Source organism: Nevskia soli DSM 19509, from assembly GCF_000711955.1.
Classification (GTDB): domain Bacteria; phylum Pseudomonadota; class Gammaproteobacteria; order Nevskiales; family Nevskiaceae; genus Nevskia; species Nevskia soli.
This window is the reverse complement of the sequence record NZ_JONR01000042.1, coordinates 22255-44596: the sequence shown is the minus strand read 5'-3', so window position 1 is coordinate 44596 and position 22342 is coordinate 22255. Positions and strand designations below refer to the sequence as shown.

22 protein-coding genes are annotated in these 22342 nt (G+C 67.2%); 9 read left to right on the top strand and 13 right to left on the bottom strand.

Going from position 1 to position 22342, the window contains the following annotated elements; genetic code table 11:
- The 7 genes from BP26_RS28795 to BP26_RS0118935 form a co-directional block, all read right to left on the bottom strand.
- Positions 1-273, bottom strand: a 273-nt coding sequence (locus BP26_RS28795; protein WP_157572624.1) for a helix-turn-helix domain-containing protein, incomplete at its 3' end; no start/stop codon positions are given.
- 280 nt (positions 274-553) lie between these two features.
- The gene (locus tag BP26_RS0118960; protein WP_029922136.1) at positions 554-1252 is read right to left on the bottom strand and encodes a hypothetical protein; all 699 of its coding nucleotides are present in this window, start codon (positions 1250-1252) and stop codon (positions 554-556) included.
- 237 nt (positions 1253-1489) lie between these two features.
- The gene (locus BP26_RS0118955; RefSeq protein ID WP_036517387.1) at positions 1490-2134 is read right to left on the bottom strand and encodes a lysophospholipid acyltransferase family protein; all 645 of its coding nucleotides are present in this window, start codon (positions 2132-2134) and stop codon (positions 1490-1492) included.
- Between the two features lie 54 nt (positions 2135-2188).
- Positions 2189-3517, bottom strand: coding sequence for a cytochrome-c peroxidase (locus BP26_RS0118950; protein ID WP_211254973.1), 1329 nt, complete (start codon positions 3515-3517; stop codon positions 2189-2191).
- 5 nt (positions 3518-3522) lie between these two features.
- The gene (locus BP26_RS0118945) at positions 3523-5745 is read right to left on the bottom strand and encodes an alkaline phosphatase family protein (protein ID WP_051749169.1); all 2223 of its coding nucleotides are present in this window, start codon (positions 5743-5745) and stop codon (positions 3523-3525) included.
- Between the two features lie 89 nt (positions 5746-5834).
- Positions 5835-6947, bottom strand: coding sequence for a hypothetical protein (locus tag BP26_RS0118940; protein WP_029922133.1), 1113 nt, complete (start codon positions 6945-6947; stop codon positions 5835-5837).
- 18 nt (positions 6948-6965) lie between these two features.
- Positions 6966-7316: a ClpX C4-type zinc finger protein gene (locus BP26_RS0118935; RefSeq protein ID WP_029922132.1), complete on the bottom strand. Its 351-nt coding sequence runs from the start codon at positions 7314-7316 to the stop codon at positions 6966-6968.
- On the opposite strand from BP26_RS0118935, the gene BP26_RS0118930 reads away from it, so the two are divergent.
- Positions 7315-8844, top strand: a complete 1530-nt coding sequence (locus tag BP26_RS0118930) for a hypothetical protein (protein ID WP_029922131.1) — start codon at positions 7315-7317, stop codon at positions 8842-8844. The two genes, BP26_RS0118935 and BP26_RS0118930, sit on opposite strands and share 2 nt — an antisense overlap.
- A gap of 101 nt (positions 8845-8945) precedes the next feature.
- Here the strand turns inward: BP26_RS0118930 and BP26_RS0118925 are convergent, their stop codons facing one another.
- Positions 8946-10082, bottom strand: coding sequence for a 3-ketosteroid-9-alpha-monooxygenase, oxygenase component (locus BP26_RS0118925; RefSeq protein WP_051749168.1), 1137 nt, complete (start codon positions 10080-10082; stop codon positions 8946-8948).
- 63 nt (positions 10083-10145) lie between these two features.
- Positions 10146-10337: a hypothetical protein gene (locus BP26_RS29680; RefSeq protein WP_157572622.1), complete on the bottom strand. Its 192-nt coding sequence runs from the start codon at positions 10335-10337 to the stop codon at positions 10146-10148.
- A 127-nt stretch (positions 10338-10464) separates the two neighbouring features.
- Here BP26_RS29680 and BP26_RS30405 point away from each other — a divergent pair, with 127 nt between their 5' ends.
- Both BP26_RS30405 and BP26_RS30400 read left to right on the top strand, forming a co-directional pair.
- Positions 10465-11205: an OmpA family protein gene (locus tag BP26_RS30405; RefSeq protein ID WP_051749167.1), complete on the top strand. Its 741-nt coding sequence runs from the start codon at positions 10465-10467 to the stop codon at positions 11203-11205.
- Positions 11206-11234: 29 nt separating this feature from the next.
- Positions 11235-11906: a hypothetical protein gene (locus BP26_RS30400; RefSeq protein ID WP_051749166.1), complete on the top strand. Its 672-nt coding sequence runs from the start codon at positions 11235-11237 to the stop codon at positions 11904-11906.
- Positions 11907-11961: 55 nt separating this feature from the next.
- Here the strand turns inward: BP26_RS30400 and BP26_RS0118910 are convergent, their stop codons facing one another.
- Positions 11962-12987, bottom strand: coding sequence for a hypothetical protein (locus BP26_RS0118910; RefSeq protein ID WP_029922127.1), 1026 nt, complete (start codon positions 12985-12987; stop codon positions 11962-11964).
- A 99-nt stretch (positions 12988-13086) separates the two neighbouring features.
- On the bottom strand, positions 13087-14658 hold the full coding sequence (locus BP26_RS0118905; RefSeq protein ID WP_029922126.1) for a hypothetical protein: 1572 nt from the start codon (positions 14656-14658) through the stop codon (positions 13087-13089).
- 191 nt (positions 14659-14849) lie between these two features.
- Between BP26_RS0118905 and BP26_RS0118900 the strand changes: the two genes are divergently transcribed.
- The 4 genes from BP26_RS0118900 (at position 14850) to BP26_RS0118885 (ending at position 18374) form a co-directional block, all read left to right on the top strand.
- Positions 14850-15086 (top strand): FeoA family protein, encoded by a 237-nt coding sequence (locus tag BP26_RS0118900; RefSeq protein ID WP_366518052.1) that lies wholly within the window; start codon positions 14850-14852, stop codon positions 15084-15086.
- The gene (feoB, locus tag BP26_RS0118895) at positions 15083-16963 is read left to right on the top strand and encodes a ferrous iron transporter B (protein WP_029922124.1); all 1881 of its coding nucleotides are present in this window, start codon (positions 15083-15085) and stop codon (positions 16961-16963) included. Before BP26_RS0118900 ends, feoB begins: the two co-directional genes overlap by 4 nt.
- 7 nt (positions 16964-16970) lie before the next feature.
- Positions 16971-17261 carry a DUF6587 family protein gene (locus BP26_RS0118890; protein ID WP_029922123.1) on the top strand — a complete coding sequence of 97 codons (291 nt, stop codon included), beginning with the start codon at positions 16971-16973 and terminating at the stop codon, positions 17259-17261.
- A gap of 192 nt (positions 17262-17453) precedes the next feature.
- Positions 17454-18374: an alpha/beta hydrolase gene (locus tag BP26_RS0118885; RefSeq protein ID WP_051749165.1), complete on the top strand. Its 921-nt coding sequence runs from the start codon at positions 17454-17456 to the stop codon at positions 18372-18374.
- Between the two features lie 45 nt (positions 18375-18419).
- On the opposite strand, the gene BP26_RS0118880 is transcribed toward BP26_RS0118885, so the two are convergent.
- Positions 18420-18968, bottom strand: a complete 549-nt coding sequence (locus tag BP26_RS0118880; RefSeq protein ID WP_029922121.1) for a GNAT family N-acetyltransferase — start codon at positions 18966-18968, stop codon at positions 18420-18422.
- 168 nt (positions 18969-19136) lie between these two features.
- On the opposite strand from BP26_RS0118880, the gene BP26_RS0118875 reads away from it, so the two are divergent.
- A complete protein-coding gene (locus tag BP26_RS0118875; RefSeq protein ID WP_157572621.1) occupies positions 19137-19922 on the top strand; it encodes a hypothetical protein in 786 nt (261 codons plus the stop codon).
- 16 nt (positions 19923-19938) lie between these two features.
- Here BP26_RS0118875 and BP26_RS0118870 read toward each other — a convergent pair whose 3' ends face one another.
- On the bottom strand, positions 19939-20439 hold the full coding sequence (locus tag BP26_RS0118870; RefSeq protein ID WP_051749163.1) for a CreA family protein: 501 nt from the start codon (positions 20437-20439) through the stop codon (positions 19939-19941).
- 264 nt (positions 20440-20703) lie between these two features.
- Here BP26_RS0118870 and BP26_RS0118865 point away from each other — a divergent pair, with 264 nt between their 5' ends.
- Entirely contained in the window at positions 20704-22338 is a 1635-nt protein-coding gene (locus BP26_RS0118865; RefSeq protein ID WP_029922118.1) for a TldD/PmbA family protein, read from the top strand.
- Positions 22339-22342: the final 4 nt, after the last annotated feature.

The window sequence follows — 22342 nt, the reverse complement described above, 5'->3', positions numbered from 1 at the left end:
GCCAATCTGCCGTGGCGCGCCCGCGCGCGGCTCGTCGAGCAAACCATCCAGGCGATGCGCAACGAAACGCACGCGCCATTTGCTCACGGTTGCCTTAGAAATATGCAGTCGGCTGGCCACGTCCAGATTGGATTGGCCTTGCGCACAGGCCAGCACGATGCGCGCACGCAACGCCAGCGCCTGCGACGTCTTGTGTCGCCGCGTCCATTCCGCCAGTTGGTCACCTTCTGTCGCCGTGAGCTTCAGCTCCGGCTTTGGCCTTCCTCGTCCCATGATGTCCCCGCATTCGAATGCAAGGATAGGACATCGGAAATTACAATTAATTCAGCGAACTTATAACTCAGGACACTAGCGCGTACACCAAGATTCCAGGGCTACGAGGCCAGATCCTTCGCTTCGCTCAGGATGACAAGACAAAACTGGATTCGCCTGCGCGGGAATGACGATGGGTGCGAGTGTGCGCGTAGCCCCTCGATACACCCGCTGCGCGGGCACTCGGGGCGAACGGAGTTTAGAGAAGGTTCGAGGGAAAGCGCCCCCACATCAGAACTTCCTAGCGGATGCCGACGACCGTTTTGGACTCGCGCTGCACGCGCGAGCCGTTCATCGCCACCAGGCCGATTTCGGTGCGGCGCTGGTTGGCGCTGGCTTCGACCAGCAGCTTGGCGCGTTCGAGGTGCTCGTTCCACATCACCACCGCGGCGGCGTCGGCGAAGCCGAAGCCGGCATCGGCCACCCCGCCGGATGCGCCGGAGCGGGTCAGGCGGTCCTCGGCCACGATCTGCAGGGACATGGCGCAGTGGCCCAGGGTGAAGAGCTGGGTATCGGCCAGGTAGGTGACGGCGGCGCCGTTCTCGGTGACCGGCTTGAACAGGTTGGCGATGATCTGATGGCCGATGCGCATGGCCGCCAGCTCGCGCGCGAACAGCGCTGCCACGCCGCCGCTCTCCAGCGTGCCCAGTTCGGCGTAGACCACGATCATGCGCGGCGCCGAGAGCAGCGGCCGCAGGGTCTCGAACAGGCCCATCACGTTGTGGTCGAAGATCGGCCGCCAGCCCTTGGTGTTGCGCAGCTCGGGCGGGAGGTTGATCCAGGCGCCGTGGATGGAATGCCGGGCCTTCAGCGTATCGAGGCTGGCCAGGGCGATGTCGTTGCCGACGGCAATGGCCGCCATGGCGGCAGGGGCCGCGATCAGCTGGTGCTTCATCGCCCGGATGCCGGCGGCGCCGAAGCCAATCAGTAAAGGTGTCATGCAATCGCTCCATGCCAACAAACGGGAGCGCGATCCCCACATCACCGCCCGCAGGGTGACTCTAGGGGTGAAGCGGGGGGCGTACGGTTAGGAGCCGACAGGCGAGTCAGTTCTTCGGGGGAACGGTCGGTGGGCGGGAATGGGGATTGCAGGGTGAGATGACGGCGAGTGCGGACGTAGGGCGGCCTGTGGCCGCCGGCTTGGGGTGGCGCAGCGGCGGCCACGGGCCGCCCTACGTTACTCGTCTGCTTCGCTCGAAGGCCGCCATTCCCTGCCCTGCGCTTCGCACAAAGGCCTGGACAGGCGCTCGGGATGGCGGGGCGCGGAGTGGTCCGCGTAGAAGCGCAGCAGGGTCCGCAAATCCGCGTCGTAGTCTTCGCCGGCAATCAGCGGTGGCCCGAAGGTGATGCGTTTGCGGTTGTAGTCGATGGCGGCCGGCACTACCGGCACGCCAGCACCGCGGGCGACGTGGTAGAAGCCGCGTTTCCACTCCGGGGCGGCGCTGCGCGTGCCTTCCGGGGCCAGGAGGAGGACGAAAGCCGGGCGGCTGTTGAAGGCGTCGATGGTCTGCTCGACCACGCCCTTGGCGCTCTTGCGGTCCACGGGCAGGGCGCCGAGCCAGCGCAGCAGCAGGCCGACGGCGCCGTGGAAGGCGCTGTCCTTGACCATGGTGCCGGCGCGCAGGCCCAGGGCGGTCATCGCCACGAAGGAGATCACGCCGTCCATGTTGGTGGTATGGGGCGCGCCGATGAGGATCATCTTGGGCAGGTTGGGCACGGCCCCTTGCAGGCGCCAGCCCATCGCCCGCAGCACCACGCGGCCCAGCCAGCGCGACAGGGCATTGCCCCGGCGCGGCACTTCCGGTCCCAACGACACATTCATTCTTGTGGACTCCCCCAGGGGCGGCATTATCCGCTGATTGGGCGTCCGGGGTGCTCAGGGAGGCTTTGAAACCGGCTCGGGAAGCTGGCTGGCGGCCTGGGCCAGGGGCAGGTAGGCCTCGTCGGTGAGGGTGCCGATGAAGGCGACGAGGTCGTCGATGTCGCCGTCGCTCAGGGCCGGCGTGCCGCCGGCGGCGCGGCCGTCGAGCGGGGCCTGGCGGTCGAGATTGGCGCGGTAGACCGGCGGCAGGTCGTCGAACTTGCGCGGCTTGCCGTTCGCGTCTTTCGGGTACCACTGCGCGGGATCGGTGTCGCGCGTGGCGTAGAAGCGCACCGCCTCGCGCAGCGAGGTGAAGCGGCCGTTGTGCATGAACACCTGGCGCGTGGCGGCGTTGCGCAGCACCGGGGTCTTGAACAGGCCGCAATACGGGCTCGCCGCCCCGGCCCTGGCCGGCGCATGGTCGGCGCGCAGCGGGCCGCACAGGCCGAGGTCGAAATAGTCCGGGTTGGCGTTGGCCGGGATTTGCGGGTTGCGCGGCACGCCGATGGCGGCGAAGGAGTAGTCGGAGCTGATGTCCTGGCTGCCGCCGTCGCCGGGGCCGAGCAGGTGGCAGGCGTTGCAGTTGCCCTTGTCCGGCGACATGTAGAGGGCGAAGCCGCGCAGTTCCGGCGTGGTGAGGGCGCCGCCCTGCTTGTTGTTGCGGTAGCGGTCGAACCTGCTGCTGAAGGGACGGAAGCTGGTGTCCTCGATCTGGAACGCCTGCAAAGCGATACCGGCCTGCGCGACAGCCTTGGCGTCATCGTCCAGGGACGCGGCGCCGAACACCGCGCGGAACTGTTCCGCGTAAACCGCCTTGCGCAGCTTCGCCGCCACGCCGGCGCGGCCGGCATTGGCCATCTCGTTGGGGGCGAGCAGCGGAATCTCGGCCTGCGCGGCCAGGCTGTCGGCACGGCCGTCCCAGCCGAAGCCGCCGCCGGGCGCGGGCGGGCTCACCTGATCCGGGTTCTGGTAGGTGTCCGAGTAGGCGCGCGTGTACTTCTTGTACATCAGCGTCGGCACCGCGCGGGTGCCGGGCGTTTTCAGATCGGCGCCGCCGAGTTGCACCGGCAGGGCATTGGCCGGGGCGTAAGCGTGGGCCGGATCGTGGCAGGTGGCGCAGGACTGGCGGCCGGAGCCGGAGAGCGCCGGATCGAAGAACAGCCGCCTGCCGAGTTGCGCCCGCGCGCCGAGCAGTTGCTCCGGCCGGGCGGCAGCGGGCGCGACTGACGGCGCGGGCGGCGACAGGACCGCGGGGGCCTGCGCCGCATCGCCGCCATGCTTGCCGCAAGCGGCAAGCAGCAGCGCCGTTCCGAGGAACAGCGCCTGCCGTGGGATGCGCCCCACCCGCCTTATTGCAGCGACCAGATGCTGGTCTGCGTCGGATCCGGCCCCAGGGCGAAGGCGCCCAGGCCGACGCTGCCGCTGCCCGGGATGCCGGGCAGCACGCCGCCGGAGATGCGGTCGCCGAACTTCATCACATAGTTGTGATTCATCGGCCGCACCGCGTCGAAGTGGGTGTTGTTGCTGCCCTTGTACTCGGTGAGCTTGTCCAGGTTCGCGGCGATGTAGGCCTCGGTGTACTTGGAGCGGTTCATGTAGGACTCCGGCACGCCAGGGTCGGCCAGGCCGAACATGTCCTGCAGGGTGCGCACGAAGGAGAAGTGGCTGTAGGAATCCGAGTCGACGATGCCCTTGGGGGCGGACGGCTGGTTGTTGAGCACGGCGAAGATGGTGGGGCCGTCGCCCTTGTTGCCGTCGCTGTAGGCGGGCACGGCGGTGGTGATGCCCTCGCCCAGCGGCGCGCCGCTGGTGGCCCCGCCGCCGGCGTTCCAGCCGCAGCAGGAGGAACTGCCGAAGAATACCGAGCCCTCGTCGAAGATCAGCACGATGCCGACCTTGCGCGCGGGGTTCTTCCAGATCGGCGAGGCCTGGATGGTGTCGACCAGGTACTTGGCGTAGTGGTCGCCGCGCTGGATGCCGCTGCCGAAGTAGGCGAGCTGGGTGCAGTCCGCCACTTCGGTGCCGGTGGTGTGGATGTCGTCGCACTGGTCGGGAATGATGTAGTTCAGCGCGCCGATGTCGCCGGACTTGAGGTCGTCCTCGAGCTGGTGCGTGTTCCAGCTGATGTTGTTGGCGGCGGCGTAGGCGGCGATGCCCTCGTCCCACTGGCCGCCGCCGACGCTGCGCGTCAGGTTGTGGAAGAAGTCCGGCCGGTTGCGCACTTCGTCCCAGTACATGGCCGGGTGGTGCTTGGTGCGGTAGAGGCTGCCGATGAACGGCTCCATCTTGCCCGAGGCCTTGTTGGCGCCGCTGATGGCGGAGTTGCCGTTGCCGTCGACGCGCGGATCCTGGCCCGGGTCCATGGACTCGCTGTAGACGCGCGCGCCCAGGCCGGCCTGGTAGAGCGCGGTGAATAGATTGCGGCGGCCCTTCTGGTTGTGGCTGGCGGCGTCGGCGCAGGTGCCGCGCGGGTTGTAGACGTCGGTGGGCAGGTCGGCGGTGTCGCCGTCCGGCACGCAATTCCAGCCGTCGTCGCTGGCGGTGCCCCAGGTGTCGCCGCTGGCGGTGGAGATGTAGTTCGGCTCGCTCGGGTTGCCGGTGGAGAAGTAGTTGGCGGCGCGGTTGCCGTCGACGTGCAGGTACTTGTAGAAGTTGGCGTTGAGCGGACTGTCGATGGTGGCGTTGCTGTGGTTCTCGAAAATCACCACGAACAGGTGGTCGTAGCGGGGGATGTCCTCGGGCTTGAACGCGGCAGCCTGGGCATCCTGGATGGTCTTCACCGGGTCCACCGCCATGGCGCTGACGTAACCGCGCTCCAGCATGGTCGTCGCCAGCGCCTGGCGGTTCTGCAGGGCGCTTTCCTCGAACAGCAGGGCATTGCGGGCGTTGGCGTCGCCGAGCGCGGAGACGTCGGCGGCGATTTGGTCGGCGGTGACGCTGACGTCGGTGGGCAGCGCCGGGCTGTTGTTCAGGCTCAGGCGCATGGCGATGGCCTGGCGCGCACCGGCGTAGGAGAGCTTGTCGGTTTCCATGGAGCGCAGCACTTCGCTCGACAGGGCGCTGAGCAGCACCTGACCGCTGGCAGCCTGTACCTGGTCCGGCGCCGCGCGCAGCACCATGTCGCGGGTCGCGCCGGCAGCGGTGCCGACGATCGCCGTCAGCGGCATGCCCGCCGTGTACTTGAGGGTGAAGGAGCCGTCCGAACCGGTGGTGGTGGTCTCCTCTCCGGTATCGCAGAAGCCATTGTCGTTGAGATCCACGCAGACCTTGGCCCCGGCATAGGCGACGCTCCGTGCCGTCCACACCGCGGAATCACCGGTGGTGCTCTTGGCGTAGTCGACGCCGGCCTTGCTGGAATTGGCAAAGCCGGTCGGATACTTCACCGCCGCGCCGACCACCTTGCCGCTGACCGTTGCTGAACTGCCGCCGCTGCTCCCGCTACTGCTGCCGCCGTTATCGGTGCCGCCGCTGCCGCCGCAGGCTCCGAGGCTGGCGCAAGCGATGGCAATGAAGGTACGGGCCCAGGGATCGCGCAGTGCGCTGCGCTGTTGAACGGATTTATTGGCGGTCATGACAGGGAGGCGGGTTGACGATCTGACAGCGTAGTCAACTTTCGTTGCAAATCGGTGTCAGGTCCACTCCGGAAACGCCCGGCAGCCGCTCAGAATTTCTGCACCAGCGCCAGCGCGATCTCGACCAGGATCAGCACGATGATGGCCAGTTCCATCAGCTCGCCGCGGCGGCCGGCGGCCTCGTTGTAGAGGGCGGTGTAGGTGTCGCGCATGATGGCCAGCTTGCGGTCCACCGCCGCGCCGATCTTGGGTACGCGGAACTGCTCCAGCGCGGCGGCGTAGATGCGGGCGAGGTAGACGTCCTCGGTGACCTGGAGGGCGTTGTCGGCCTTCTCGGTCAGCTCGGTCACTTCCGCCACCAGGGTGTAGAAGCGGCGCGCCAGGTCGGCGAAGCGGCGCGGCGCGTACCAGTGGCTGGCGCGCTGCGCCTGCTCCACCAGGTCGTACATGCGCGGCAGCTCGTCGTCCAGCAACTCGTCGTAGTAACGCTGCTCCAGCAGCTGGGCGTTGGCCACTTCCAGCACGTCGGCCACATCCGAATCGCCGCGCGGCTCGACGATGAAGGCGCGGTCCCAGGTCAGCACCACGAGATCGTCTTCGTAATAGGAGAAGCGTTGGCGCAGCAGCTCGCGCCGGGCGCCTTCCGACAGCGGCCGCCGCTCGCCGGAGAGCAGGGGCACGAGGTCCAGGCGCTGCTCCAGCTCCGCCGTCTTCAGCGGCTCGCTCCACTGCTGCACGATGGCCAGCAGGTAGTCCTCCTGCACGCGGCTGGCATAGGGCCGGTCGAAGGCCGAGACCAGGGGCAGGCGCACGCGCTGCAGCAGCGTTTCCCACACCGCGGAGTCGATGGACTGGGCCGCGGCGTTGCACAGCCGCGTGTAGGAAAGCCAATCGTGGTCCACCACCGGGATGCGCAGGGCCAGCGCCACCACGCCGAAGTCGTACAGCCGCGCCGTGGCCACGGCGTTCACGCCGAGGCCCTCCATGTGCAGCGGCACGGCATCCAGCGGCAGCAGCACCGGTGGTACGTCGAAGGCCACCGCCTTGGCCGGGGTGGCGCTGAGCTGGCTGCGGCTGCTCGCCCCGCCCTGCCGCTGCGCCCACAGGGCTTCGGCCCGCGCCAGGTCGATGGCGTAGGCGATGTCGAACAGGCGCAGGGCGACGATGGCACCGCTCTTCACTTCGGGGGCCAGGGCGGTCACGGTTGTGCGCCTCCGGCCTTATTGCAGGGACTGCGGGTCATCGGCTTCGTCCAGCATGTCGTACAGCCTGCGCACGCATTCGCCGCAGATGTTGGCCTCGGGCCCGCGGAACAGGCTGCGCAGTTCCTGCGGCCCCTTGCCGCAGAACGAACAGGTGAACTCTTGTTCCTGCTCCTCGGTCATGCCCCAGTGTAACGCGACAGGGCAGTTTCGATCGGCGCGCCATGGGCCGGCGCAGTCGAGGAGCACGTCGGCCGCAGCCGGCGCATGGCGTTGCGGACTGTCATAATTGCGGTCATTGAAAATCGAAGCCGCCGCCTGCGCACGCGTACAGGCGCAGCCGGCCGAAACCGGATTGCCCGTCTCCATGTCCCTGCTCCGGCGTCACATCTGGCTGATCGTCGCAATTGCGCCGATCGCCATGCTCTATTTCTGCTGGACCTGGAGCGGCGAGATCGGATCGCTCTTCAATGACGGCACCAGCTACCTGGTGATGGCGCAGCACTACGCGTCCGGCCATACCGCGGATCCTGTCACCATGGCCGCGGCCTTCAGCCGCTTTCCGCCGCTGTATCCGCTGCTGCTGGCCTGGTCCGGGGCGGCGTTCGATTTGCACCTGGCGCATGCCCTGACCACCGCCTCGCTGCTGCTGGGGCTGGTCGCGCTGTATGCCTGGATGGGCAGCACGGGATTTTCGGCGGCGCAGGCGGCCCTGTTCATGCTGGTGTTCGCCGCCTTGCCGGGCAGTTGGCTGGCGGGGCTGCTGATTCAGTCCGAATACCTTTATCTGTTGTGGAGCCTGCTGGCGCTGGCACTGCTCTCCGCGTATCACGGGGAGCCAGGTGAAGAATGGCTGCTGGTGGCAGCGATCGCCGTGGCGGCGGCGACACTGACCCGCACCATCGGCATCACCCTGCTGCCGCCGCTGCTTCTTGCCGCGCTGCGGGCCAGGAGGCGCACCGCGCTGTTGAGCATGATGGCGGCACTGCTGCCGGTATTGCTCTGGCACACGCTGCACAAGACGCAGGGCGACGGCTACGGTGACTACCTGGCCTATTCCTACGGCCATCACCCCTGGGCTTTCCTGCAGCGGCAACTGCATGACGTACTGTTCTTCCTGCGCCAGGGCTTCGCGCAAAACCTGCGTCAAACCATACAGGCCGGGCTGCTCACCGACAGCATCGGCTGCCTGTGCCTGGCCGCGGCGGCATGGCGCGCCGCCAGGCTGAAACCGGATGGCATCTACATCGCCGCTTATGCCGCGATCCTGCTGCTGTGGCCGTATCCCGGCGAGATACCGCGCCTGCTCTGGGTGGTGCTGCCGGTGCTGCTGGTGCAGCCCATCCTGGCCGTCGCCGAATGGCGCCGCGAATCGCCGGACGCAGCGCTGGCACGCCTGCTCGCCGCGGCCTGGGCGGCGGCGCTGATGTGCATGGCCTTGCCGGCGATCAGCGATGCGGCGGATCGTTACAGCGCAGCGGCGGACAGCGGCTTGCCCGACGCCCGGGATTATGAATCCTGGTACACCACGGCACCGGCCGAATCAACGCTGCACGTCGGGACGGAATTGTTCCTGATCGAGGCATTGCGCCACGTTTCCGACGCGGTGCCGCAGGAAGACTGCGTGATTGCGGTGCGGCCCGACTGGATCAATTACTACGCGCGGCGGCGCAGCAATCAGCCGCCGAGGGACACAGTACCCGACCCGCAGTTCGTTGGACGTCTGCGCGCCACCGGCTGCCGCTATCTCTTTGCGGCCCTCTTCGTTGACGTCAATTTCCCGATTCCGATGCATCCCCTGCAACGCAGCGGGAGTCAATTCGAGGTACTGCAATACATGCCGACACCGGATGGAGTTTCATCGCAGCCGCTGAGCGTGCTGGGCAGGCTGCGCTGAGCGGCGTTGCCGCACGGCTGACAGCACCCGCCAATCCAAAAGCAAAACCCCTCCCCGCTTGCGCCGGGAGGGGTTTCCAATACAACTAAACGCAGCGGTCTTTACGCCGCTTGCGCCTGATTCTCGGCCGCCACCGCATCGGCCAGCGAAACATTGCCGCGCGCCGCTTCGGGCGCCGCCTTCATGCCGGCCGGGACGAAAACGCCTTCGGACTGCTTGAGGAACTCTTCCTTCTTCGCGCGCGGGTTGTAGAACTGCTTGTACCAGAGGCGTGCCTTGCGGAAGGCGCCGTCGCTGGGCATGAACATGCCGTTGATGCAGGGGCGCTTGTTGGACCACACCTCGAAGTCCTGCGAGAACGCCTGCAGGGCGGCAGCCTGGTACATGCGCGCCGCTTCCGTGTCCTGCGCGGTGACCTTGGGCGAATTGCTGGGCGAGCGCACCATCAGGGCGTGCCACACCTGCACGGTGCCGTCCTCGACCGAGGTGTGCATGATCAGGATCACCGCGTCATGGGTGCCGGACATGCGCGACAGCAGCACGCCGGGGCCGTGGTAGACGGTGTCGGTGATCAGGATCGGGCTCTTGCCGTCGCTGGTCACCAGGGTACGATGCGGGCCGCCCTGGCGCTGGATGGCGAGGTGGCCGCGGAACTCGTTCTCGAAGAAGTTGACGATGGAGCCGTGCACCGGCTGCAGATGGGTGCAGTCGGCGATGTTGTCGATGATCTCCTGCTGGTGGCACTTGAGCTGCCCCAGGTGATCCCACTGGTGGCGCACCCAGCCGGCGTCGTTCCACTCCGCCAGGTCCGGCGCATCCCATTCGGGTTCGCCGCCTTCCGGGTCGTGCCAGACGAAGACCGCGCCGAGGCGCTCCACCACCGGCCAGGAGCGCACGCAGGCGGCCTTGGGGATGGGCAGGCTGGAGAACGGGATTTCGTTGCACTTGCCGTCGGCGCCGAAACGCCAGCCGTGGTAAGGGCAGCGGATCGAGTCGCCCTCGATCTGGCCGTCGTGGGTGACATAGGAGGTGGTGTTCTTCGCCAGGTGCGTGCCCATGTGCGGGCAGAAGGCGTCGAGCAGCACGATCTTGCCGCTCTTGCCGCGGTACAGCGCGAAATCCTGGCCGAAAAACTTCAGCGGCAGGGGCTTGTCCTTCACCTCCGCCGCGTCCGCGACCATGAACCAGCCGCGCGGGTAGGTGAATTCGCCGAGTCCGTAATCCTTTGTGCCAGCCATCCTGGTCTCCTCCAGAGGCCATCCCGATGTCGAGGGTTGCATTTTTCCGCCAAAAGCCCGGCATCACATCGTCCACTCGGGTGAAGGATGGCGAACGGTGCGCCCGCGCCCGGATGCGGAAAGCCGGATAAAACCTTCACCGGACAATGTTTTCGGTATCCCGCCCGGCGGCACCACCGATCCGCCCGGATCTATCCACGGCACACCGTTTCGCAGCCGCGACGGGCCGCTTTCGGCGCCGTCGGCCTCGGCCATCAAACACCTCTGCCGGCGGTGTAAAGAATGGTTAAAAAGGCTGTGTTTACCGGCACTTCCGGCCGGCGATTCAGCCGGCATTCATGTCCGCGGCACATCCTTGGCACAGTCCAAAAGGAGCGGTGCCATGGGCTTTCTCAAACCTGCCATTTCCTGCCTCGCCCTGACCCTGCTGGCCGTGCCGCCGCTAGCTGCCGCGCACGGGCATGTGGGGATCGGCGTGGGCGTCCGCATCGGCGGCCCCTACTACGGTTACGGCCCCGGCTGGTACGGCCGCCCCTATTACTACCCGCCCGCCTACTACTACGGCGGCTACTACGATCCCGCCTACTACTACGGGCCGCCTGCCGTGGTCTACGAACCGCCGGTGGTCACGGTGCAGCAGGCGCCTTCGGCCTACTGGTATTACTGCCCGCCCGCCAAGGCCTACTACCCCTACGTCGGCGAATGCCCATCCGGCTGGCAGGCGGTCGCCGCCGCGCGCAGCGCGCCGGCCAACGCCGCGGCGCCGGTGCAGGCGCCCGCCGGCAAGGTCACCTACAGCCTCGGCGATGTGCTGTTCGCCACCGCCAAGGCGGACCTGGAGCCGGCGGCGATGGGCACGCTCGACGCCCTGCTGGCTTCGATCAACCAGGAACCCGGCCGCAATATCGTCGTCGAAGGCCATACCGACTCCACCGGCAGCAGCGCCTTCAACCACGATCTGTCGCAGCGCCGCGCCGACGCGGTGATGCAATACCTCATCGCCCACGGCGTTGCGCCGCAGCGCATCACCGCCATCGGCAAGGGCGAGGACCATCCGCGCGACAGCAACGCCACCGCCGCCGGACGCAAACACAACCGCCGCGTCGACGTCATCGTCGGCTGAGCCTTCTTCCCGGAAATACACGAGGCATCATGAAACCCCGCATCAGCACCCTGCTCCGCCTGGGCCTGGCATTCGCCGCCGCAGGCCCTGTTGCCGCCTTTGCCGACCACTACGATCACGGCCCGCACGGCGGCGGCTACTACCACGGCGGAGGTCACTACTATTACGGCGGCCGCTATTGGTATGGCCCCTCGCCGCACTTCTACGGCAACGGCTGGTATGGCGGCCACTGGTATCACGGCTGGTATGGCGGCAACCCGGGCTGGTGGTGGGTGATCGGCGGCAACTGGTACCTGTACCCGGCGCCGGTCTATCCCTATCCGGATCCCGCTGCGATGCCCGTTACCGTCGTGCCGGCTCCACCAGCCGGTCCGGCCGTGCAACAGCAGCAATACTGGTACTGGTGCGACAACCCGGCCGGCTACTATCCGAGCGTCAGCCAGTGCACCGCGCCCTGGCGCCCGGTCGCGGCCGGCGCGCCGGCTGCGGCCTCGGCGGACGGCCAGCCGCCGGCCCAGCAACCCGATGCGCCGCCTGCACCGCCGCCGCAGCCTTCCGGCCAGGGCTATCCGCAGCAGCAGAACTATCCCCAGCAACAACCGGCGCCGGGCGGCTACCCGCCCGCACCGCAGAACTATCCGGCGCCGCAGGGCGCGCCGGCCCAGCCGCCCGCTCCGGCTCCTTCGCCGCCCTCACCCTGAGCGGTGTCGCCGACTGCCCGGCGCTTGCGCCGGGCAGTCGCTCAGCGGAACCGGTTCAGCAGGACGAGCCGTTCTGCAGGGCCTGCCCGACGCTGTTCGCATCCAAAGTGCCGCCGACACTGCCGGACAGTGTGGCGCTGCCATCGGCGTTGAAGGTGAAGGTCACATTGCCGCTGCCGGAGATGATCTTCAGCGCGCCGCCGACCGGCAGGCTGCCGCCGGCCGAGGTGGTGCCGAGGACCAGCGTGGCGGGCGTGGACACCGTGACGGTGCCCCCGCCGCAACCGTCGACATTGCTGGTGTAGCCATAGTCGCCGGCGAGGGCGATGCTGCTGTCGCCGCTGATCACCTGGTAGAAGCTGCTGCCGGAGCCCAGTACGAAGCTGCCGTGGTAATCGGAGAAGCCGGTTTCCTGCACGTTGAGCGTGGTGCTGAGGGTGGCGCGGGTATCGGTGGTGGTGGTGCCGTTGACCAGCTGCAGCACGCCGAGCAGGCCCTGGTCGGCCAGGAATGAATTGCTGCCCGAGGTCTCGCTGGTGCGGACACGCAGCGGCGTATTTCCAGTACCGGACAGTACATAGCCGGCGGTACTGTCGCCGGTGCTGCCCGATTCGAGCTGGTTGTCCAGCGTGGTCACGCTGCCGTCGGAGTTGCCCGTGGCGCAGCCCGAATAGGCATGCGTCTCGAAATTCACCGTGCCGGTGCTGGAAAAATAATTGAAGGAATAGGTCTTGCTGCCGCCGTTGACGATGTTGTCGGTGCCGCCCGCGGCGCAGCTGGTGGCCGCGCGCGGCAACAGGGCCACGCGTGCGCGGGCGCCAGCCGGGTGAGCCAGACTGTGCGCCATCTGCCGCGGACCGAAGGCGCGGGCGGCCGGTGCCGCCGACACGGACGGAGTGGCGGCGGAGCTCACATTCACCAGGTCGGCGGTGGTGGAGATATTGCCGAGTTCACGCAAGGCGTCATTGGTGGACTGTAGACGCACGGCGCCACCCGGCACGGTGAAGTCGTCGTCGTGGTGATCGCCGCCGCAGCCGGCCAGTACCAGTACCGCTGCCCCTGCCATCAGCTTTCTGCGCATGCTCGCTCTCCGTTTCAATACACGCGGCAAATGCCGCGTGTATTTAATCTTACCGAAAGCTTACAGATACGCCATGCCGACCACCGGCCATGCCGTCCGCTATGGCCGTGTGTACAGGAACAGGCCGTCATGTACCGGGCGGGCGCTGCAACCGATGGGCGGCGCGGTGAAGCCGGAGCAGTTGGAGACGATGCCCGGGTGGCTGTTCTGGGCGAACAGCGCCTCGAAATAGGCGTGGTTGGCGTTGTGCGTGTCGCGCAGCACCGCCTGCACCGCCGCGGCGGCGGGGTTGATCCACAGCGTCGCGTCGCCGCCGTTGCCCAGCGCCACAGCGACGTCGGATTGCGCGTAGGGGCTGAGGAAGTACAGGCCCATCAGCCAGTCGTGCATGCCTTCGGTATAGTCGTGGCCATCGACGTTGATCAGGTGCAGGGTCACCGCGCCCTTGGCGCCGCGTTCGATGCCCACGCCGGTCTGGCCGCCGACCTCATAGTTGTCGATCGGCCGGCCTTCCTCGGACTGCGCCTCGTCGTAGACGAAACCGTTGGTATCGATCAGCAGCGGCCCGGAGCCGATGGCGGACACCGCCGGCTTGCCGTCGAGGTCCAGCTCCGCCACGTTGTCCTTGCTGGGCGAGGTGCGGCGCGCGTCGGCGTCGTCGCTGTAGAGCAGCAGGGCGCCGCGCTGCTCCGACTCGCCCAGGCTGCCGCAGTTGTAGGACTGGAACGGCGTGCCGCGCCAGGACCTGGCGCGCTGCGCGGGGGCGAGATAGACCAGGGAATCGCCGAGGTCATCGGTGATCGGCAGGGTATCGCCGCTGGCGCACAGCGGCAGGGCGTTGCCGTCCATTGCGCATTGCGCCGCCGGCGGATGCTGGGCGAAGAAACGCTGGCGGTCCTGGCCCGGGGCGTAGCGCGGCGGGCAGATGTTGTCGTGCGGCGTGCCGCTGGCCCAGGCGTCGACGCGGTAGTCGTAGCCGCCATTGACGCCGGCGATGACTTGCGCCGGTACGGCGCCGGCGTGGTCGCGCAGCAAACGGTCGAGCGGCTGCACGTAGCGGCCGAGCCAGGCGTAGTCCGGCTGGGCGGCGCTGCCGAGGTTGTAGTTCTGCATCGCCACCGCTGGCTGCAGGTCCACGGCGCCGTAGCGGATATCCAGCTGGTTGATGGTATAGACCGGGCTGGTGTAGCTCAGCGCCTGGCCGAGCAGGCCCTGGTAGTCGATGCGGAAGGTGCAGGCGTAACGATGCCAGATCAGGGCGTCGCGGCTGGCGGGCAGCAGCTGCACCGGGAAGGCCAGGCTGTGGCCGGGCCTGACCGGATCCTGCCGGTCCTCGGCGCAGTTGAAGGCGATGCGCTGCAGCACCGCGTCGCGGGCGCGCTGGTTGAGCGCGATGTAATAAGGATGCAGCACCTGCTGGAAAACCTGGCTGGCCGCCTTCATATAGGTAGAAGGTGGGTGCTCGAGCATTTCCAGTCCCACCACGTCCAGGTCCTTCACCACGAGGTTCAGCGCCGTGCCGGTGACGTTGTCCACCAGGTTCTCGACCGCGCCGGCTGCCGGCGACGGATTCCCCGCGGCACCCGCGACGCCGGCCACGCAGGCGCCGATCAGGCCGATGCAGAAGACTTCCAGGCCCCGCCCGGGCCGCTTTTCCTGTGCCTCGATCATTGTTTTTTCCGTATCGGCTTGGCCGCTTGGGGGCACACACTAGCGAGAGCGCATGAAGAATCCGTTGCCGCACCGTTGCGTCATCTTTCTTAACAAAAGCACACAGCCCGCCGCCGTCACATATCCGCCGCAATTGGCATATAATTGAGATTAATTCTCACTTAGAGATTCAGTTCGACTCCGTGTACCAGCTGACCGACCTGCCCAGAAACACCAACGCGACCATCCGCGAAGTGACCGCGCACGGCGCCCACGACCCGATCGCGGTGCGCCTGGCTGAACTCGGCTTCGTGCAGGGCGAGCCGGTGCGGGTGGTGGCGAAGGGCCCGGTGGGCGGCGATCCGGTGCTGGTGCAGATCGGCTATACCCGCTTCGCCTTGCGCCGCACCGAAGCGGCGCGGGTGATGGTGCAGGCGGAGGACGCATGAACGCCCCAGCCGCATCTTTCCCGCCGACGGCGATTACCGCCACGCCGCTGTCCATCGCCCTGGTCGGCAATCCGAACTGCGGCAAGACGGCCCTGTTCAACCGCCTCACCGGCAGCCGCCAGAAAGTGGCGAACTACGCCGGCGTCACGGTGGAGCGCAAGGAAGGCCGCTTCCTCGCCCCCAGCGGCCGCCTGGTGCGGGTGCTGGATCTGCCCGGCGCCTACAGCCTCAACGCCACCAGCGCCGACGAAGCCATCACCCGCGATGTCTGCCTGGGCCAGCACGCGGTGGAAGCGCGGCCGGACCTGCTGGTCTGCGTCGCCGACGCCACCAACCTGCGCCTGCACCTGCGTTTCGTGCTGGAGCTGATGCGCATCGGCCGGCCGATGGTGCTGGCCCTCAACATGAGCGACGCCGCCGCGCGCCGCGGCATCACCATCGACCGCGAAAAGCTGTCGCGGGCGCTGGGCATCCCCATCGTCTCCACCGTGGCGGTGCAGCGCAACGGCGTGCACGACCTGATCGCGCAGATCGACAGCGTGCCGCCCCCGCCCCCGGTGATGGCGCCGGACGGCAACCTGCACGCCGAGGTGCGCCGCCTGCTGGCCGAATGCGTGCGCATGCCGCGCCATACCGCCGCCATCGACGACACCCTCGACCGCGTGGTGCTGCACCCGGTATGGGGCTTGGCGATCCTGGCGGTGCTGATGTTCGTCATGTTCCAGGCGGTGTTCACCGGTGCCCGGCCCTTCATGGACGGCATCGGCAACGCCATGCAGGTGCTGGGTGACTGGCTCGGCGCCGCCCTGCCCGCCGGCCCGCTGCGCAGCCTGGTGCAGGACGGCATCGTCGCCGGCGCCGGCACCGTCATCACCTTCCTGCCGCAGATCCTGCTGCTGTTCCTGTTCATCCTGGTGCTGGAGGAAAGCGGCTACCTGCCGCGCGCCGCCTTCCTGCTCGACCGCCTGATGGTCGGCGCCGGACTCACCGGGCGCTCCTTCATCCCGCTGCTGTCCAGCTTCGCCTGCGCCATTCCCGGCATCATGGCCACGCGCACCATCCAGGACCGGCGCGACCGTCTCGCCACCATCCTGGTGGCGCCGCTGATGACCTGCTCGGCGCGCCTGCCGGTCTACACCCTGCTCATCGCCGCCTTCATCGCCGACCGCAAGGTCTGGGGCTTCCTCAGCCTGCAGGGCCTGGTGCTGTTCGCGCTGTACGCAGCCGGCATCGTCTCGGCGCTGGCCGTGTCCTACACCATGAAGTTGTGGCGTCGCCGCCGCGGCCACGAGATCGAGGAGCACGCCCTGCTGCTGGAGCTGCCCTCCTACCGCATGCCGCACGCCTTCGACATCGCCATCGGCCTGTGGGAGCGCTCCTGGATGTTCCTGCGCCGCGTCGGCACGGTGATCCTGTCGCTGACCGTGGTGCTGTGGTTCCTGTCCAGCTTCCCCGCCGCGCCGGCCGGCTTCATCGGCCCCGCCATCGATTACAGCCTGGCCGGCCGCATCGGCCACGCCATGCAGTACGTGTTCGCGCCGATCGGCTTCAACTGGCAGATCTGCATCGCCCTGATCCCAGGCCTCGCCGCGCGCGAAGTGGCGGTGAGCTCGCTGGCCACGGTGTATGCCTTATCCGCCAACTCGGATCAGGCCGCCAGCCAGCTGCAACCCCTCATCGCCGCGCAGTGGCCGCTGGCCACCGCGCTGTCGCTGCTGGCCTGGTACGTGTTCGCGCCGCAGTGCCTGTCCACCCTGGCCGTGATCCGCCGCGAGACCAACTCGATCAAGACCATGGCCCTGGCGGCCGGCTACCTGTTCGCCCTGGCCTACCTGGCTTCGCTGATCACCTACCAGATCGCGCACGCCCTGGCCTGAGCACACCATGAACGACGCCCTGCAATACCTCATCGTCGCGCTCATCGTCATTCCGAGCGCGTTCTATGCCGTGGGCGTGTTCTCGCCGCAGACCAGGCGCCGCGTGCAGCGCAGCGCCGCCCTGTGGCTGCTCAAGGCGCAGCACCCGGCGAAGCTGCGCCAGTTCGGCCTGCGCATCCTGCCGGTGGAACAGGCCAAGGGTTGCGGCGCCGGTTGCAGCGATTGCAACAACTGCGCGCCGCCGGCGCAAAGCCCGGAACAGCCGCTGCTCGATCTGCGCACGCCACCGCGGCGCTAGGCAGCGGCGCCCAGGTCGCACATCCACATGGCAGCGCGATCGCGTTTGCCGATCGGATGAGGCGAAAAATTGATTACGATTCGACCGGTTGGCGCCGTATATTCGCGTCAATAAACCAGATTTGTGTAACCCCGCGCAAAAAGTATCCGGGGGTGCCAATTCCACGCCAGCGTTATCGTCGAGGAGCGACCGGTGAAGAGAAACACGCTGCTGGTTGTCGCCACTTTCCTGTGGTTCTGCGGTGGCTTCGCTTATGCCGACGCGCCCGCACAGGCGCCCACCCCCGCGGCGATCCCGCTCTACAACGGCCCCGCGCCGGGTGTGGACCCGGCCACGGCGGCGGCGGAAATCAATGAAAGCTCCGGCGGCGGCCATGTGCTGCGCAACGTGACGGCCCCTACCCTCACCCCGTTCCTGCCGGACCCGGCGAAAGCCACCGGCACCGGCGTCATCATCGCCCCGGGCGGCGCCTTCATGATGCTGTCCATCGACCAGGAAGGGAACGACGTGGCGCGCTGGCTGGCAGCACGCGGCGTCGCCGCCTTCGTGCTCAAGTACCGCCTGGATCACACTTCGTCGAGCCAGGCCCTGTTCGCCATCGACATGGGCGCGAGAATCTTCCACCTGATGCACCGCTCTACGCCGGACCTGCCCAAGCTGCCCGGCGAGGATGCCGCGGTCGCCGACGGCTTCCAGGCGCTGCGCCTGGTGAAGAAGCAGGCGGCGAAGTTCGGCGTCGACCCGACGCGCATCGGCTTCATGGGTTTTTCCGCCGGGGCCATCGTCACCACGCATGTCGCGATCGAGTACGACGCGGATACCCGCCCCGCCTTCGTCGCGCCGATCTACGGCATGATCGCCCTCAACCGGCCCATTCCCTCGGACGCGCCGCCATTGTTCGCGGCCGTCGCCAGCGACGACCCGCTCTTCGGCGAGACCGCCACGCAGCTTTACGCCGCCTGGCGCAAGGCTGGCCGCCCCGCCGAGCTGCACGTCTTCGACAAGGGTGGCCACGGCTTCGGCATGAAGCAGCAGGGCACCAGCAGCGACCACTGGGTCGACGAATTCGGCTGGTGGCTGCAGGCCCGCGGGCTCATGAGCCGGGCGCACTAACCGCTATCACGTCCGCACCCCAGTGAACCGGGAGCAAGCGAAAGCTCAAGCAACAGCCTCGATGCGCTTGCCCATGCGCACCAGCGGTATGCGCAAACCGGAGCGCGTCGGCGCCTCGAAGCGCTCGATGTCCTCGTAACCGCAGGCGCGGTACAGCGGCTCGCCGGACAGCGTGGCCGCCAGCTGCACCCGGGTAAACCCCTCCACCGCGGCCGCCCGCTCGCACAGCGACAACACCAGCCGCCCGATGCCGCGCCGGGCGAAGGCGGGATTGGTATACATCGCCCGCACCCGCGCCGGTTCGGTGCGCGGATCGAGCAGGGCCACGTCCCGCCCGGCGGAATGGTCGCCCCCGAACAGCGTCGCCCGCCGGCTCCAGCCGCCGCATCCGGCGATGACGCCCTCGCATTCGATGATGTAGTAGGTGCCGTCATCGATCAGCTGCGTGTCCAGCCCCATGATGTCGAACGAGGCTTCCACCGCATCGGGCGGCAGGAAGTCACGCAGCAGGCCTCGGATGGAGGCCACCATCAGCGGTTCTATCGCCGGGATGTCCGCGCGTTGCGCCAATCGGTGGGTGAAGCCTGAAGACATCGCGCTTTCCAGGGTTCGATGTTGCGAAGTGTGAAGCCGGAAGGACCGTCCGGCAATGCCGTCAACTAATGCGAATCGTTGCCACTATATTTTGACGCAACACCGGTTTTGTTCGCCTAACATTCGTATCGGTTCATCGATCAGCTTCCGCCGCACGGCGGCTACCGCGTGAAAAAATACCGATACTCCAGCACCCGGAAATGCGCCGGACGCCTGCTCCTGGTCTGCGCCGCGTTGCCTTTTGTAACCCATGCGCAGACCGACGAAATACAGGTCTACGACGCAGGCATCGTCGATCCGGGAAAATTCGAACTGACCGTGCATGGCAACTACACCCCAGACGGGCTCAAGCAACCCGCCTTTCCCGATGGCGTGACGCCGAACCATTCGATCAACGGCGCCTTCGAATGGGCGTACGGCGCCGCCGACTTCCTCGAACTGGGCCTGTACCTGCCGGTCTATACCGTCACCAACAACGGCAATCCGCAATTCGACGGCGGCAAGTTACGCATGCTGTGGGTGGTGCCTCACGCCCGCCAGCGGGAGTATTTCTACGGCGTGAACTTCGAGTTCAGCTACAACGTGCACCATTGGGAGAGCACCCGCACCGCCCTCGAAATCCGGCCCATTGTCGGCGCGCACGAAGGCAAGTGGGACCTGATCTTCAACCCGATCCTGGATTCCGATTTCAAGGGCCTCGGCGCCCTGCATTTCGCTCCCGCCGAACGCATTGCCTATAACATCTCCCCAAAATGGGCTTTCGGCCTCGAGCACTATGGCGACCTCGGCCCTTTGAGGCATTTCGACCCGGTATCGCAGCAATCACAAAGCCTGTTCGCCGTCGCCGACTACAACGTGGACGAGGCCAATTCGGTCGAGTTCGGCGTCGGCTACGGCCTGACCTCGCAGACCGACGACGTGGTGCTCAAACTGATCTTCAATCACGACCTGTAGCAGGCGCCCCAGCCTTCTACTTGACGAACGGCACTACCGACACGCTGTTCATCGGTGAGCCTTCAACGATCTTGGTGGAATAACCCAGGTAGACCAGCATGCCGCTGCGGCGGTCGATGAAGCGGCGCACCGTGGTCTTCTTGAAGATGATCGAAGTGCGCTCGCTGAACACGTCCGCGTCCTCCGGCAGTCCCGCGGGCAGCGGCACCGGCCCCGGGGCGGCGCAGGAGATGGAGAAGCGCGAGGGGTCCTCCGCCAGCCCCAGCGCCCCGGAATACCCCCCGGTACGGGCCTGGCTCAGGTAGCAGGTGACGCCCGGCACCGCGGGGTCCGGGTAGGCGGTGACGCAGACCTTGTCGTTGGGACTGGCCAGGCGGAAGGTGGTGCTGACGCAGCCCACATCCTGCGGCGAGCCGTCCCCGGCCGCCACCCTGGGGGTGGGCAGCAGCAGGGCGGCGCCGACGGCGGCGACCAGCAGGCCGGCCACGGCCGTGCCTACGAACAGGCGGATTTTCATACGAATTTCTCCGGGGGCTGGCGGCCCCGTTCTTGCTTTACATTTATTTTCTAAATGCCGTGCAAATTAATCGGTCGAGGCGCTAAACCAATCGCCTTCCGGTAGCATCGTACTACTTTGTCCCCGCCATCTTCAGGGCCGGCCCAGGCGCCGGCCGCGGGGATTTGCACCAATCAGGATGCGTCGAGGGCACCCCGGCCGCGCCGTGGCGCCCTACTGGCCCCCGCCCGCATGGCGGCGGGCCATCACTCCAGGGAGATGAGTATGGACAGACGTGAGTTGTTGAAAGGCACAGGGCTGCTGATGGGCGCCCTGATGCTGCCCGCCTACGGGCGCGTGGTCGCGGCGGAAGTGCTGAGCACCAAGCTGGATGTGGGCTTCAAGAAGAAGCTGGCCGACGTGGCGCTGAACGCGGCCACCAAGGGCGGCGCCAGTTATTGCGACGTGCGCATCGGGCGCTACCTGCGCCAGTTCGTGATCACCCGCGAGACCAAGGTCGAGAACATCGTCAACACCGAGTCGCTGGGCGCGGGCATCCGCGTCATCGCCAACGGCGCCTGGGGCTTCGCCGCCACCAACGACCTGACCGAGGACGGCGTCGCCGCCGCCGCGGCGCAGGCGGTGGGCATCGCCAAGGCCAACGCCAAGATCCAGACCGAGCCGGTGCAGCTTGCCCCCACCCCGGGCGTGGGCGAGGTGAGCTGGGCCACGCCGATCGTGCGCAACGCCATGGATGTGCCGATCAAGCAGAAAGTGGACCTGCTGATGAGCGTCAACAACGCCGCGCTGAAGTCCGGCGCCGACTTCATCCGCTCGATCATGTTCCTGGTCAACGAGCAGAAATATTTCGCCTCCACCGACGGCTCCTACATCGACCAGGACATCCACCGCATCTGGTCGCCGATGCAGGTCACCGCCGTGGACAAGAAGACCGGAAAATTCCGCATCCGCCGCGGGCTCTCCGCGCCGATGGGGATGGGCTACGAGTACCTCGACGCGCGCAAGGACGGCCGCATCGTGCTGCCCGGCGGCGCCACCGTCTATTCCACTTCCTATGACATGCATGCCGACGCCATCGCCGCCGCCAGACAGGCGCGTCAGAAACTGAGCGCGCCCTCGGTCAAGCCCGGCAAGTACGACCTGGTGCTGGACCCCTCGCACCTGTGGCTGACCATCCACGAATCGGTCGGCCATCCCACCGAGCTGGACCGCGTGCTGGGCTACGAGGCCAACTTCGCCGGCACCAGCTTCGTCACCCTGGACAAGTGGAAGTCCGGCAACTTCAAGTACGGCAGCGACAAGATCACCATCTTCGCCGACAAGACCCAGCCCCATACCCTGGGCGCCGTGGGTTACGACGACGAGGGCGTGAAGACCCAGCGCTGGGACCTGATCAAGGACGGCGTGCTGGTCAACTACCAGGCGATCCGCGACCAGGCCCATATCCTCGGCCTCAAGGCCTCGCAGGGCTGCTGCTACGCCGACAACTGGGCCAACGTGCAATTCCAGCGCATGGCCAACGTCTCGCTGGCGCCTGGCAAGGACAAGCAGACCGCGGCGGAGATGATCAAGAACGTCGAGAACGGCATCTACATCATAGGCGACGGCTCCTTCTCCATCGACCAGCAGCGCTACAACGCGCAGTTCGGCGGCCAGCTGTTCTACGAGATCAAGAACGGCGCCATCACCCAGCAGATCGAGGACGTGGCTTACCAGATCCGCACGCCGGAGTTCTGGAATTCCTGCGTCGGCGTGTGCGACGAGCGCGACTTCCGCTTCGGCGGTTCGTTCTTCGACGGCAAGGGCCAGCCGATCCAGGTATCGGCGGTATCGCACGGCTCCAGCACGGCGCGCTTCAACGGCGTCAACGTCATCAACACCGCCCGCAGCCTCGGCTGATAAA

Coding starts and splice junctions, on each gene's coding strand:
- BP26_RS0118960 (WP_029922136.1), bottom strand. CDS start 1,252: ATGACACCTTTACTGATTGGCTTCGGCGCCGCCGGCATCCGGGCGATG.
- BP26_RS0118955 (WP_036517387.1), bottom strand. CDS start 2,134: ATGAATGTGTCGTTGGGACCGGAAGTGCCGCGCCGGGGCAATGCCCTG.
- BP26_RS0118945 (WP_051749169.1), bottom strand. CDS start 5,745: ATGACCGCCAATAAATCCGTTCAACAGCGCAGCGCACTGCGCGATCCC.
- BP26_RS0118930 (WP_029922131.1), top strand. CDS start 7,315: ATGTCCCTGCTCCGGCGTCACATCTGGCTGATCGTCGCAATTGCGCCG.
- BP26_RS0118935 (WP_029922132.1), bottom strand. CDS start 7,316: ATGGAGACGGGCAATCCGGTTTCGGCCGGCTGCGCCTGTACGCGTGCG.
- BP26_RS0118925 (WP_051749168.1), bottom strand. CDS start 10,082: ATGGCTGGCACAAAGGATTACGGACTCGGCGAATTCACCTACCCGCGC.
- BP26_RS29680 (WP_157572622.1), bottom strand. CDS start 10,337: ATGGCCGAGGCCGACGGCGCCGAAAGCGGCCCGTCGCGGCTGCGAAAC.
- BP26_RS30405 (WP_051749167.1), top strand. CDS start 10,465: ATGGGCTTTCTCAAACCTGCCATTTCCTGCCTCGCCCTGACCCTGCTG.
- BP26_RS30400 (WP_051749166.1), top strand. CDS start 11,235: ATGAAACCCCGCATCAGCACCCTGCTCCGCCTGGGCCTGGCATTCGCC.
- BP26_RS0118910 (WP_029922127.1), bottom strand. CDS start 12,987: ATGCGCAGAAAGCTGATGGCAGGGGCAGCGGTACTGGTACTGGCCGGC.
- BP26_RS0118905 (WP_029922126.1), bottom strand. CDS start 14,658: ATGATCGAGGCACAGGAAAAGCGGCCCGGGCGGGGCCTGGAAGTCTTC.
- feoB (WP_029922124.1), top strand. CDS start 15,083: ATGAACGCCCCAGCCGCATCTTTCCCGCCGACGGCGATTACCGCCACG.
- BP26_RS0118890 (WP_029922123.1), top strand. CDS start 16,971: ATGAACGACGCCCTGCAATACCTCATCGTCGCGCTCATCGTCATTCCG.
- BP26_RS0118880 (WP_029922121.1), bottom strand. CDS start 18,968: ATGTCTTCAGGCTTCACCCACCGATTGGCGCAACGCGCGGACATCCCG.
- BP26_RS0118870 (WP_051749163.1), bottom strand. CDS start 20,439: ATGAAAATCCGCCTGTTCGTAGGCACGGCCGTGGCCGGCCTGCTGGTC.
- BP26_RS0118865 (WP_029922118.1), top strand. CDS start 20,704: ATGGACAGACGTGAGTTGTTGAAAGGCACAGGGCTGCTGATGGGCGCC.